The organism is Sphingobacteriaceae bacterium (assembly GCA_016715905.1).
Taxonomy (GTDB): Bacteria; Bacteroidota; Bacteroidia; order B-17B0; family Aurantibacillaceae; genus Aurantibacillus.
On the sequence record JADJXI010000005.1, the window covers coordinates 35,788 to 49,926 of the forward strand.

General features: G+C 35.0%; 11 protein-coding genes. 7 read left to right on the forward strand and 4 right to left on the reverse strand.

The genetic code is table 11. From position 1 onward, the window contains the following. Window positions 1-13: 13 nt before the first annotated feature. Genes IPM51_08060 through IPM51_08075 form a run of 4 tightly spaced genes read right to left on the reverse strand, consistent with a single transcriptional unit; the run spans window position 14 to window position 3,659 of the window. A complete protein-coding gene (locus IPM51_08060) occupies window positions 14-451 on the reverse strand; it encodes a hypothetical protein (GenBank protein MBK9284264.1) in 438 nt (145 codons plus the stop codon). Next, window positions 448-1,407, reverse strand: a complete 960-nt coding sequence (locus tag IPM51_08065; protein ID MBK9284265.1) for a transketolase family protein — start codon at window positions 1,405-1,407, stop codon at window positions 448-450. The genes IPM51_08060 and IPM51_08065 overlap by 4 nt, the downstream gene beginning before the upstream one ends. After that, the gene (locus IPM51_08070) at window positions 1,407-2,777 is read right to left on the reverse strand and encodes a VWA domain-containing protein (GenBank protein MBK9284266.1); all 1,371 of its coding nucleotides are present in this window, start codon (window positions 2,775-2,777) and stop codon (window positions 1,407-1,409) included. Before IPM51_08070 ends, IPM51_08065 begins: the two co-directional genes overlap by 1 nt. A gap of 33 nt (window positions 2,778-2,810) precedes the next feature. After that, the gene (locus IPM51_08075; GenBank protein ID MBK9284267.1) at window positions 2,811-3,659 is read right to left on the reverse strand and encodes a transketolase; all 849 of its coding nucleotides are present in this window, start codon (window positions 3,657-3,659) and stop codon (window positions 2,811-2,813) included. A 204-nt stretch (window positions 3,660-3,863) separates the two neighbouring features. Between IPM51_08075 and ychF the strand changes: the two genes are divergently transcribed. From ychF to IPM51_08110, 7 genes are all read left to right on the forward strand, one after another. Continuing rightward, window positions 3,864-4,964, forward strand: coding sequence for a redox-regulated ATPase YchF (ychF, locus tag IPM51_08080; GenBank protein MBK9284268.1), 1,101 nt, complete (start codon window positions 3,864-3,866; stop codon window positions 4,962-4,964). A gap of 93 nt (window positions 4,965-5,057) precedes the next feature. Further along, a complete protein-coding gene (locus tag IPM51_08085) occupies window positions 5,058-5,834 on the forward strand; it encodes a TIGR00266 family protein (protein ID MBK9284269.1) in 777 nt (258 codons plus the stop codon). A 32-nt stretch (window positions 5,835-5,866) separates the two neighbouring features. Then, window positions 5,867-7,726 (forward strand): type IIA DNA topoisomerase subunit B, encoded by a 1,860-nt coding sequence (locus IPM51_08090; protein ID MBK9284270.1) that lies wholly within the window; start codon window positions 5,867-5,869, stop codon window positions 7,724-7,726. A 140-nt stretch (window positions 7,727-7,866) separates the two neighbouring features. Then, window positions 7,867-8,445, forward strand: a complete 579-nt coding sequence (locus tag IPM51_08095) for a hypothetical protein (protein ID MBK9284271.1) — start codon at window positions 7,867-7,869, stop codon at window positions 8,443-8,445. Between the two features lie 59 nt (window positions 8,446-8,504). Continuing rightward, window positions 8,505-9,860 (forward strand): hypothetical protein, encoded by a 1,356-nt coding sequence (locus IPM51_08100; protein ID MBK9284272.1) that lies wholly within the window; start codon window positions 8,505-8,507, stop codon window positions 9,858-9,860. A 1-nt stretch (window position 9,861) separates the two neighbouring features. Then, on the forward strand, window positions 9,862-11,274 hold the full coding sequence (locus tag IPM51_08105; GenBank protein MBK9284273.1) for an LPP20 family lipoprotein: 1,413 nt from the start codon (window positions 9,862-9,864) through the stop codon (window positions 11,272-11,274). A 181-nt stretch (window positions 11,275-11,455) separates the two neighbouring features. Further along, window positions 11,456-14,110 (forward strand): DNA gyrase/topoisomerase IV subunit A, encoded by a 2,655-nt coding sequence (locus IPM51_08110; protein ID MBK9284274.1) that lies wholly within the window; start codon window positions 11,456-11,458, stop codon window positions 14,108-14,110. Window positions 14,111-14,139: the final 29 nt, after the last annotated feature.

Here is a 14,139-nt window from a genome sequence, read left to right on the forward strand (position 1 = left end):
TTAAGTTATAATTTTATAACTCAATGGTAGCGCAACCTTTATAAGATTTAGAATTATATTCAAGGATTACGGATCTTTCCTTAATTTCTCCACTAGCTTCCTCGGTGCATTTTTCTTTCTTAATGATAAGCTTAAGTGGATTATTATTTGTTTTGTCGGTTAAATTGAGTTCCAGCTGCTCTTTGTCAAAATTCACTATGGGGTAGGCACAAACCAGTTTTACTTCATCGTAATCCAATGAAATTTTTATTTCATGTGCGTAAACTTCCATATACCAGCCCGACTCACTGCCTCTTGCTATTAACAAGGGTTTTAAAATTTCAGGGAATAGTGAATCTGCTTTTACCTGATCTTCAATTTTTTCTACTGCTTTCAACAATTCTTTTTCGGAAGTGGAATTAGAACAAGCTGAAAATAAAATAATAGTTAAGAAACAGAATAATTGTTTCATTTATTTTTTCTTTTTAAAACTTGCATGACTGATTCTACAATATGTTCACTGTCTAATCCGTATTTGGTCATTAATTGATCGGGCGTTCCGCTTTCTCCAAAACTATCTTTTACAGCAACAAATTCCTGCGGAGTGGGTGTATTTCGCGCTAATAATTGTGCCACGCTATCTCCTAATCCTCCGTGCATTTGATGCTCTTCTGCAGTTACTATGCATTTGGTTTTTTGAACGGATTTTAAAATTGCAGATTCGTCTAATGGTTTAATGGTATGAATATTTATAATTTCAGCATGTATTCCTTTTTCTGCCAATTTTTCTCCGGCTTCAATAGCTTTCCAAACTAGATGTCCAGTGGCAACTATGGTTACATCTGAACCTTCATTCAGCATTACAGCTTTGCCGATTTCAAATTTTTGATCCGGTGCAGTAAAGTTGGGAACTGCTGGTCGACCGAATCGTAAATAAACCGGACCTTTATGTTGTGCAATGGCAATAGTGGCTGCTTTAGTTTGATTAAAGTCGCAGGGATTAATTACGGTCATTCCGGGTAACATTTTCATTAATCCAATATCTTCCAGAATTTGATGGGTAGCTCCGTCTTCTCCTAAAGTTAAACCGGCATGTGAAGCGCAAATTTTTACATTTTTATGGGAGTATGCCACGCTTTGTCTGATTTGATCATATACTCGGCCGGTACTAAAATTAGCGAAGGTTCCGGTGAATGGAATTTTTCCGCCAATGGTAAGTCCGGCAGCAATTCCAATCATATTGGCTTCAGCAATACCCACTTGAAAAAATCGATCAGGATGAGCTTTTTCAAAGGCATCCATTTTTAATGAACCGGTTAAATCAGCGCATAAGGCAACAACATTTTCGTTCGTTTTTCCAAGTTCTGACAATCCTGCTCCAAATCCGGAACGGGTATCTTTTTTTTCAGTATAGGTATATTTTTTCATTAAAATAACTTTATAGTTTGTTGTGTACTCGATTTCACTTCAAAATTTCTTTCAATAGTATGGGTGGTCATTTTATCGTGTTGATTTCTGAATAACACTTTATACTTACCGGGTTGTAAATATATAATTTCATTTGGTATGGCGGTATTTAAGTTACAAACCCAAGTTACGGTTTTTCCATCATCTACATAAATACTTCCGCTCCCTAAACTCTGTCGGCTAAACAAAACTGTTCCGCTGGCTGGAATTTTAATGGTGTTGGTGCTGCTTTGTTTTATTTCAACATCTTTAAGATAAATACGGGGCAGCGTAAGAATCTCTAAATCGTATTTGCCCACAATATATTTTTCGGTTTTTCCAAAATCATGCACGTTTAATGTTTTCATTTCTGATTTTTTTCTTACTATACTAGTTGGAAAATATTTGCTCAATGAGCCTTCAATTTCCATTTTTAAATAACCCTGAGGTGCATCTACGGGAATGATGTTATGTTTTCCTTTTATAATAGTAATGTCTTTTTTCTCCTGTGGGGGAATGGTGTGCACCACTAAATCATATTTCAGGTCAGGATCTAATACCAATGTATCGGGTTTACCTCTATGGTTTATGGTATGTAAATAATTATATTTTACATGATTGGTTCCGGCTTCGTAAAATGTCATGTCTACATCCGTTTCGCTGGGCTTTTTTAATATGTCTAACAAGTCAACTTGTACAGTGGTTTGGCTTAAAGCCTCCGTAATAACTAGTTTTAGTACATTTTTAAAATTGGCTTCATTACTTACATCGTAAAATTTACCCATGCAACCGAATATATCCGCAAATTTTATATCTAAACCAACCCCAATTACAAACGGACGAAGAAAAATTCCTTTTTTCTGAAGTTCAATACTTACCTGACATGGATTTCCGTTGCACTCCTCAATACCATCGGTAATCAAAATCACAATATTTCTAACGCCCCCCTTAGGAGTGAAATCTGCCGTACACTCACCTAATGAATAAGCAATAGGCGTTGTGCCTTTGGGCTCTAATCTGTTTATGCGTTGTTTGATTTTAAGATAGGCTGTTGAAACCGGTTCAAAGGGAACTTCCAGTTTACTGTCTTTGCAATTTCTTTCTTTAAAATCATAATTATGTCCGTAACAACGAAGTGCCAATTCCAAATTCGGATAATTTTTCAGGCTATCTAAAAATTCGCCCATTACTCTTTTGGCAACTTCAATTTTAGGAACAGGACTATTCCATCCTGCATACATGCTGTATGAGTCATCAAAAATAAACAGAATGCGGTTAGTGGTTTGGGAATTAAAATTTAAAACGGCAGAAATTAGAAAAATAAAAAGAAATTGTTTTTTATAGCGCCTCATTAAATATTTATTCTAAATTCTAAAATCTTACTTTTAATAATCTCCCAGTGTTACCGGTAACTGTTCCAATGCTTTTTTCAGTTGCTCGTCGTTAGGAGCTGATCCGTGCCACTTGTGCGTGCCCATCATGTAATCTACTCCTTGGCCCATTTCTGTTCTCATCAATATCATCACCGGTTTTCCCTTCCCGCAAAGTTTTTTAGCTTCCTCCAATCCCTGTATTACCGCATTTAAATCATTTCCGTTGTTGTTTTCCAATACAGTCCATCCAAAGGCTTCAAATTTTGCCTTCAAATTACCTAAAGAAAGCACTTTATCAACATCTCCGTCAATTTGTCGACCGTTATAATCCACCGTGGCAATCAAATTATCCACTTTATTGGCTGCTGCATACATGGCTGCTTCCCAAATTTGTCCTTCCTGTAATTCTCCATCACCGTGCAAGGAATAAACTGTGGTGTTATCCTTGTTTAATTTTTTAGCAAGTGCTGCGCCTATGGCTACACTCATACCTTGCCCTAAAGAACCGCTGGCAATACGCACGCCGGGCAATCCCTCGTGTGTTGTTGGGTGACCCTGTAAGCGGGTATTTAATTTTCTAAACGTATTTAATTCGTTAACGGGAAAATATCCGCTACGAGCTAATACGCTGTAAAATACTGGAGAAATATGTCCGTTGCTCAGAAAAAATAAATCTTCCTGGTGTCCATCCATTTTAAAGTCAGATGGGTTATGTTTTAGCACAACCTTATAAAGGGCTACAAAATATTCCACACAACCTAATGAACCGCCGGGATGTCCGCTGCTTACGGCATGAACCATTCTAACAATATCTCTTCTAACCTGGGTGCATAGGGCTTGCAACTCTTCCATATTTGGCATAATAATTTTTTTAAGAATTTAAAATTACCCTTAATAATGGGGAATATTAATCTTTGTTAAAAACTAGCATTCATGTTAAAAACTCTGAAACTCAAAACACACATAAATCGAATGTACTCACTATAAGTTAAGTATATTTGCATTTTGCAAAATATTCGGTTTTTTAGGAATGAATTATTTTGTAAATATTAATTAATAGTATTTATGGCACTAAAATGTGGAATAGTAGGATTACCAAATGTTGGAAAATCAACCTTGTTTAATTGTTTAAGTAACGCAAAGGCACAGGCTGCCAATTTTCCTTTTTGTACCATTGATCCGAATGTGGGTACAATTACTGTTCCCGATGAGCGATTAAATAAATTAGCAGATTTGGTTCATCCGGAACGAATTTTACCTACTACGGTTGAAATTGTGGATATAGCCGGTTTGGTTAAAGGCGCAAGTAAGGGCGAAGGTTTAGGAAATAAGTTTTTAGGAAATATACGCGAATGTAATGCTATTTTGCATGTGCTTCGTTGTTTCGACGATCCCAATGTAGTGCATGTGGATGGTAGTGTTGACCCTGTTCGTGATAAGGAAATAATTGATACCGAATTACAGTTGAAAGATTTGGAAAGCATTGATGCTAAAATTAAAAAATATGAAAAGCTGGCCAAAACCGGAACAGATAAGGAAGCGGTAAAAATTTATCAGGTAGCTATGAAGGTGAAAAATACATTGGAGGCGGGTCAATCTGCCCGTTCAGCTAATTTGGATGAAACGGAATTACCCTATATTGCCGATTTACATTTGTTAACCATTAAACCGGTATTGTATGTGTGTAATGTAGATGAAGCATCGGCCAATACCGGAAATAAATATGTGGATGCTGTAAAAGAAGCAATTAAAAATGAAAATGCAGAATTAATGATTATTACTGCACAAATGGAAAGTGAAATTGCAGCCTTAGAAACTTTTGAAGAAAAGCAAATGTTTTTACAAGATATGGGTTTGGAAGAGCCGGGCGTAAATAAACTAATTAAAGCGGCTTACAGATTGTTGAATTTACAGACCTATTTTACTGCCGGAGTGAAAGAAGTAAGAGCGTGGACAATTGAAAAAGGATACAAGGCACCTCAAGCTGCCGGTGTAATTCATACCGATTTTGAAAAAGGATTTATTAAAGCTGAAGTGATGAGCTATAACGATTTTGTTACCCTGGGGTCAGAAGCTGCTTGTCGCGATAACGGTAAACTACGCGTGGAAGGAAAAGAATATGTGGTGAATGATGGAGATGTAATGCATTTTAGATTTAATGTATAAGTAAGCTGTTTTATTATAATATAAATGATTCATAATCATTTAAAATAAACCTCAAACAAGAAACCTCAAACTAAAAACTTTAAACAGTAAAGCATGAAAAATCACGAAATAGATTATAAATTGATGGGCGAGGAAATGCAATGCGTGGAAATTGAATTAGATCCTCAGGAAGCAGTTATTGCAGAACCCGGAAGTTTTATGATGATGACAGATGGCATTCAAATGCAAACTTTATTTGGAGATGGAAATGAAAAGGGCATTATGGATAAATTGTTTTCGGCCGGTAAACGTTTACTCACCGGTGAAAATTTATTCATGACCGTTTATACCAATAACTCCTCACAAAAACGTCAGGTTTCTTTTGCTGCGCCTTATGCCGGTAAAATTATTCCGCTCAACTTACAAGAATTGGGAAATAAAGTAATTTGTCAGAAAGATAGTTTTTTATGTGCGGCTAAAGGTGTATCGGTTGGTATTGAGTTTCAAAAAAAATTAGGAACCGGACTTTTTGGCGGTGAAGGATTTATTATGCAAAAACTGGAAGGAGATGGTTTAGCATTTGTTCACAGTGGAGGACACGTTATCGAAAAAGAATTAAAAGCAGGAGATATGTTTAAAATTGATACCGGTTGTATTGTGGCTTTCACATCCACAGTTCAATACGACATTCAGTTTGTTGGTGGTGTAAAAAATTCTTTGTTTGGGGGTGAAGGATTATTTTATGCGGTACTAAGAGGGCCGGGAAAAGTATGGATACAAACTTTACCAATAAGCAGGCTAGCCGGGAGAATTCTTTCTTACGGAAAAGGGAGCAGAAAGGAAGAAGGAAGCATTTTAGGAGGAATTGGAAATTTATTAGATGGTGATTAATAGTTTAAAGTTGAATTTAATTGAAATAAGAAATGGCTAAATCAAATTACACAGAGGATAATATACGATCGTTAGATTGGAAAGAACACATTCGTACTCGTCCGGGAATGTATATCGGGAAATTAGGTGACGGAAGCGCATTTGATGATGGAATTTATGTATTACTGAAAGAAGTAATGGATAATTGTATTGATGAATTTATGATGGGTGAAGGAGATAAAATAGAAGTAAATGTAAAAGATGGTGTTGTTTCTATCCGCGATTATGGGCGAGGTATTCCGTTAGGAAAAGTGGTAGATGTGGTTTCTAAAATGAATACCGGTGGTAAATACGATAGCGATGCATTTAAAAAATCAATTGGATTAAATGGAGTGGGTACCAAAGCAGTAAATGCACTTTCTATACATTTCAAAGTTACTGCCTATCGTGATAAACAAGCTAAAACGGCCGAATTTAAGAAAGGCGAATTAGTGAAAGAACATCGATTAACCGCTGCGCCGGGTGAAAAAAACGGAACCTACGTTGAATTTAAACCGGATGACACCATTTTTAAAAAGTATCATTTTGTACATGAATATATAGATCGCATGATGTGGAATTATGCTTTCTTAAATACCGGCCTAACATTAATTTTAAACGGCAATGAATATAAATCCTTGCACGGATTAAAAGATTTATTGGAGAAAAATATTAGCGGAGAAACCTTGTACCCCATTATTCATTTGAAAGGAGAAGATATTGAATTGGCAATGACACATAGCAATGAGCATTTTAGTGAGGAATACTATAGTTATGTGAATGGTCAATATACCACGCAAGGAGGAACGCATTTAGCTGCCTTTAGGGAAGCTATTGTTAAGACCGTTAGGGAGTTTTATAAAAAAGATTTTGATCCAACAGACGTCAGAAAATCTATAGTGGCTGCAATTTCGGTTAAGGTGCAAGAGCCGGTTTTTGAATCGCAAACCAAAACAAAGTTAGGCTCCAGTGAAATTGCGCCGGGTGGACAAAGTATTCGAAGTTTTATCGGAGATTTTATAAAACAACAGGTAGATAATTATTTGCATAAAAATCCGGATACCGCAAAAGCCATCGAAGCTAAAATTATTGCGAATGAAAGAGAAAGAAAAGAACTTTCGGGTATTCAAAAATTAGCCAGAGAACGAGCTAAAAAAGCGTCATTACACAATAAAAAATTGCGCGATTGCCGCATTCATTTAGATGATTCTAAAGATGCACGTCGATTAGAAACCACTATATTTATTTGCGAGGGCGATTCGGCCAGTGGCTCTATTACTAAAACGCGTGATGTGAATACACAAGCTGTATTTAGTTTAAAAGGAAAACCATTAAATTGCTTTGGCCTTGGAAAAAAAGTAGTTTATGAAAATGAAGAATTTAATTTGTTACAATCGGCCTTGAATATTGAAGAAGGCTTGGATGACTTAAGATATAATAATGTAGTTATTGCTACCGATGCTGATGTGGATGGCATGCATATTCGTTTATTATTACTCACTTTCTTCCTTCAATTTTTCCCTGATCTGGTAAAAAACAATCACGTTAAAATATTACAAACTCCTTTATTCAGAGTTAGAAATAAAAAAGAAACGGCTTATTGTTATAGTGAGGAAGAACGAAAAGCCGCAGTGGCTAAATTAGGACCAAAACCGGAAATAACACGATTTAAAGGTTTGGGTGAAATTAGTCCGGATGAGTTTAAACATTTTATCGGTAAGGATATTCGATTAGAACCTGTACTGATAGATCAAAAAGCAAGTATACAGGAACTTCTAAATTATTACATGGGCAAGAACACACAAGAGCGTCAGGAGTTTATTATTGATAATTTAAGAGTGGAAAAGGAAGTGGCTGAAGAAAGCCTTAAGTAAATGTTAAATTATTTTAACTTTTGCATAAAACTAAAACATTAAAGACCACTTTGTCGTGTTAAAGCCTGTTAATATCGAAAAAAAAGATATCTTTGGCATGAAACGTGAATTGGAATAAGTAACAATAAAAACAAAATAAAATGAAAACTACTCAATTACTTTTAATCCCGGCTATTGCCTTATTATCTTTAACCGGATGTAAATCAAAAAAGAAACAAACTATTCAAAAGGAAACAGGGGCTGTTGAAATCAGTGTTCCTTTTAGCGAAAGCAAGTATCGTAGCGATAATGATGCTTTTCGTGCAAAACAAGTTGGAAAGTCTCCGGATTTAGCCACTGCTAAAAAGATTGCATTCCAAAATGCTAAATCTGAAATGGCTGCTAACATCAACAGTACTATTAAAAGAGTAACTGATCAGTACACGAATCAGCGTACAATCGGAAATGCTCAAGAATTCGAAAATAAATTCGAAGAGTTAGCGCGCGAAGTTGTAAATCTTGAAATGTCTAACGTTAAAGAAATTGGCGAAAAGATTTTCAAAGAGCCGGATGGTTCGTACAGCTACTGGATTGCCGTTGAAGCCGGAAAAAAAGAAGTGTTCGAAAAGCTAGATGCTAAAATTTCAAACAATGCAAAATTGAAATTGGATTACGATAAACAAAAATTCCAACAAATCTTCGATGCCGAAATGAAAAAATTGGCTGACGAAGGAAAATAATTCATCAACCTTTAATAAAAGAGCATCTTTCAAAAAAAGATGCTCTTTTTAATTCAGATTTGAAAAACACATTATACATATTTTATTGCACTGCTTTATTATTGCTGATTTCCTGCTCCGGTTCTAAAAAATACTTTAAAGCCGCAGAAAAATTGGAAAAGCAAGGTTTAGTAAATGAAGCAGCTGAGTATTATTTACAATCTTTACAACGTAAAATCACTAACGTTGAAGCCCGAATAAAATTAAAGGAAGTTGGCCAAAAATGTGTTTCGAATATGGCTTCTGATTTTTTCCGGAATTATAACACCAACCAATTAGAAGCTTCCTTAAACTCTTTTGAAAAATTAAAAGAATTTACCAATAAAACGGCTGTGCTGAATGTGACTTTAGATTATCCTAAACAATATGATGAAGATTATCAAAAGGTAGTGGAATCTTATTGCTCTAAAAATCACGATATCGCTTTTACTTTAGTTAATCAAGGAAAGTACAGTGATGCAGTTACCTACATTAATAAAGTAAATAAATATAATCCTACTTACAAAACCACGCAACAGTTAGAGGTTATTGCAGTTTGTGAGCCCATTTATCAGGCAGCGGTTGTACAATTAGGAAATAAAAATTACACCAATGCTTACAATCTTTTAAGCAAGGTGAATCACAAAAGTCCAACTTATAAAGATACCAAGGATTTATATGAACTCGCATCCGAAGGTCAAACAAAACATTTTATGCTTTTTGAACCTAAAAAAGCAAATACCAAAACAGAAAAAGATTTAGAAGATTATTTATTCAACAACTTTAATCAAATTGCAGTGCAAAAATTCACATTTGCGAAAGTAATTAATAACACACCTTTCAATTACATTCCTGATGTTTCAGGTGGTAAGGCTGCAGATGTTGATTTAATTCAGGCTATTCGAAAAGCTACCGGAGCCGATTATTTTTATTCTTATGATATTACAGATATTAAGGAAATTAATAGCGGACCAAAAAAAATAACGTATAAGGCTTTTCAGGAAATTAAAACGAAAAAGAATGATACAACTATTATAATCTCTTACAAACAAGTGGATTATAATGTGGTACAGGCCAGTAGAGCCTATAATTATATGTACAATTATAAATTAATTAATGCTGTTTCTAATCAAATTATTTCTTCTCAAAGTCAACAAGTAAATGCTCAGGATGCCGTAGAATACAACGAATTTGTAAAAACATACGGAGGAAATATTAATCAATTATATCCTTACAATCCGGAACAAACTGCCCCCGCTGCACGTTATAATCCAAATAAATGGCGCCAGCAATTTAATGCAAATTCTAATTTAAAAAGTTTTGACGTATTAAAAGAAGAAGCGAATAATAAGGCAATTGATTTGTTCACCAAATCAATTTTAAATAACATGAAGTAAATTGAAAAAAACTATTTACATATTAACCGCACTAATTTTATTTGCTTGCAAAAGCAAGAAAGAATTGGAATCCGGGCCGGTGGTTGCCGAATCAAAACCTGCACCTTTGTGGGTTAGCAGCAGGCCCAATAGCGGATTTAAATTTGTAGGTATTGGATTTGCTGATAAAGCTAAAACTTCTTCCTATGCTATAGAAGCCAAAAAAAATGCATTATACGATTTGTCTTCTGAAATTAAAGTTGATATTTCCTCCAATTCGGTTATTTACACAGTACAAAACAATAAGTCCTTTAATGAAAATTATAACTCTTTAATTAAAATGAGTAATTCCGAAAATATTGAAGGGTATCAACAAGTAGATACGTATGAAAATGATAAACAATATTGGGTTTATTATACATTGGATAAAGCGGAATATGCCAAACAGAAAGAACAAAAAAAGCAGCAAATCATCACAAAGGCTTCCAATTTAATCGCATCGGCTTATGCCGACGAACAAAGTCAGGATTTTTCATCCAGCTTAAAAAAACGCATACAGGCTTTTGGTGTACTCACGCCTTACCTGAACGAAGAAATAAATTTTGATGCAAGTATTACAAAAGGATTAAAAAATGTATTCGATCTTACCAATTTAATTCAGCAACAACTTCAATCTATCACCATCGCCAATATAAATGCCAAAAGCATATTAAAACCTTATCAAAAAACGTATGAGCCCTTGGTTTATCAATTGCAAGTTAAAGGTAAAAGTCCATTACAAAATTTCCCATTTGTAGTAGAAAGTGAAGAGGATAAAATAAAAGTGATTGAAAAAACATCGAGCAATAATTCCGGCGAAGTTCAGGTTAAGGTAAGTCACGTAGATCCTTTAAACCAAATGGTGGCCTTTAATTTAAATCCCGACATTTCAGGTTTAATGGGTGCTGATTCAGTAGGCAAAGCTGGCATCAATGTACTTAAGCAATTCATTCAAACTTCAGCTTTAAAGGTTCAGGCTAAAGTGAGTCCGGTAAACTTGTTTGTGAATTGCAATGAGAAAAATTTCGGAAAACCAACCGGCTCAACAATCATCAGCACTTTTATACAAAGCAGATTCAGTGGCCAAGAAATAACCTATGCCGACAAACCGGAAAATGCCGACTATATCATTGACGTAAATGCCGACACCAGAGAGGATGTAAGCAGTCATGTTTTAGATGTGAACTACGGATTAAAAATGGCCGCCTTGGTAATTGATTTAAATTTGAAGCGAAGTGTTTCGGGTGAAGTTATTTACCATGCACAAATAAATGATATTTATGGTTACGCCAATAGCGGTGAAAAAGCAGGCATCAATACGTATTCCAGTAATAAATTAAATTTTAAGTTAGGTGAGGCGCTTTTTTTCCTAAAAGGCAAAATGCTCGTTTACTGAGTTTTTTAATTGGCAATTAATCACTTACACTTTTATTTTTCCTCCTTATTGATTTAATCTTCAACATTTTAAACTTCAATTGTGAATATTTCATTCACATTTTAACCCATTATTATTTACAATCATCCCCTTTTTTATTTTTCAAAACTTATATTTGCAAATCTATTTTCTTTAAGTACACATGAGTAAAGATATTTTTGAAGGGTTTGATAGTGAGAGTCATCACAACATTGATAATGTTACGCATGTCAGTGGTATGTTTAAAAACTGGTTTATTGATTACGCATCTTACGTAATTCTTGAACGAGCAGTGCCCGCAGTTGAAGATGGATTAAAACCTGTGCAACGTAGAATTTTGCACAGCATGTGGGAGCTGGAAGACGGGCGCTATAACAAAGTAGCCAACTTAATCGGAAATACCATGAAGTATCACCCGCATGGTGATGCAAGTATAGGCGATGCTTTGGTAAGTATTGGTCAAAAGGATTTATTAATTGATTGTCAGGGAAACTGGGGTAATGTATTTACCGGCGATAGCGCTGCAGCACCCCGTTATATTGAAGCACGTCTTTCAAAACTTGGATTAGAAATTTTATTTAACCCAAAAACAACCGATTGGGGACTTAGTTACGATGGCAGAAACAAAGAGCCAAACAATTTGCCGGTTAAATTTCCATTGCTTCTTGCGCAAGGGGTTGAAGGAATTGCCGTAGGTTTAGCCTGCAAAATTCTTCCGCACAACTTTAACGAACTTATTGATGCCTCTATTCAGTCATTAAAAGGAAAAAAAGTAAGCATCTATCCCGATTTTCAAACCGGAGGAATTGCAGACTGCAGCGAGTACAAAGATGGTTTAAGAGGTGGAAAAATTAAGGTTCGTGCGCGCATTAAAGAATTAAACGCCAAAACTTTAGTAATAAATGAAATTCCGTTTGGCACAACAACATCTTCATTAATCGACAGCATTTTAGCGGCTAATGATAAAGGGAAAATAAAAATTAAAAAAGTTGAAGATAACACGGCTGAAAATGTTGAAATATTAATTCATTTACAACCCGGAATCAGTACCGATAAAACAATTGATGCTTTATATGCCTTTACCAATTGCGAAGTAAGTATTTCGCCCAATGCTTGTATTATTGAAAAAGATAAACCTCGGTTTATTGGCGTAAGTGAAATTTTAAAACTTTCAGCACAACGTACATTGGAATTATTAAAGCTGGAACTTGAAATTGAGAAAAAAGAACTGGAAGAAAAATGGCATTTTGCCTCGCTTGAGAAAATATTCATTAAGGAGGAGATGTATATAGATTTTAAAAAGTACAGCACCAAAGAAACTTTATACGAATACCTCTACACGTGCTTTAAACCGCACAAAAAGAAATTAATCAGAGATATACTGGATGAAGATTTACACAAACTTACGCAGATTCCGATGATTCGTATCACGCGCTTTGATAGCATCAAGGCTGAAGATCACATGAAGGAATTAAGCGCGCGTATTGAGGAGGTGAAAAATCATCTGGCTAATATGGTGGAATTTGCCATTGAGTATTTTAAAAATTTAAAAAAGAAATACGGCGAAGGACGTGAAAGAAAAACAGAAACCAAACAATTAGAAACCATTGTTGCCACACAGGTAATTATGGCCAATGAAAAACTTTATGTAAATCGTGCTGAAGGATTTGTAGGTACAGGTTTAAAAAAGGATGAATTTGTTTGCGATTGCAGCAGCATTGATGATATTATAGCTTTTACCAAAGAAGGTAAAATGAAAGTTTTTAAGGTAAGTGATAAATTTTTTGTTGGAAAAGATATTATACATGTTGCGGTTTTCCAGAAAAATGATGAACGTACTACTTACAATATGATTTATCGCGACGGACCAAAAGGAATTACCTTTATGAAACGTTTTTTTGTTACCGGTGTTACGCGCGATAAGGAATATAATTTAACCAAAGGCACTCCCGGCAGTACGGTGTTTTGGTTTACCGTAAATCCAAACGGCGAAAGTGAAAAGGTTATAGTTCGTTTACGTCAAGCTACCGGAGTAAGAAAATTAGAATTAGATGTTGATTTTGCGGAAATGGAAATTAAAGCAAGAGGAGCAGTAGGCAATATTGTAACAAAGTATACCATCAACAATGTTACACTAAAAGAAAAAGGTGTGTCTACTTTAGAAGGAGAAGATTATTGGTTTGATGAAAGCGTACATCGTTTAAATAAAGAAGAACGCGGAACCTACCTCGGTAAATTCAGCGGAGAAGATAAAATAATGACCATAACATCAAGCGGGTATTACAAATTATACACTTATGATTTGCTGAATCACTTTGACGAGGACATCATTTTAATTGAAAAATACTTCTCCAATCAAACACTCACTGTCATTTATTACGATGGTAAAGGAAAAGCTTATTTCACCAAACGATTTGAACCGGAGAATACAAACTCCAAAGTATTATTGGTAACCGAACACGAAGATTCTCGCATTGAATTGGTAACGGCCCAGGTAAACCCGATTATAGAAGTGAAATTTGCCAAAGAAAAAGGCAAGCAACCCGATGATGAGAATATCAATATGGTTGAATTTTCTCCTGTGATAAACATGAAAGCCAAAGGCAAAAAATTAAGTGATCACAAGGTTAAAGAAATCAATTTAAAGGAACCCGAGGAAATAAAAGCTGCTAGAAAGTTCTTAAAAAAAAACGCTGAGAACGACGAAAAAACGGGATTAAGCCCTGTTGAGCTGCATCGCCGTGCTATGGAAAAATTAAATAAAAAAGGGGGTAAAGATTTTTTCGATGATGATGGCCAAATCACTTTTGATTTTTAAGAATTCTCTCAGATTTTTTTAATTCAAAT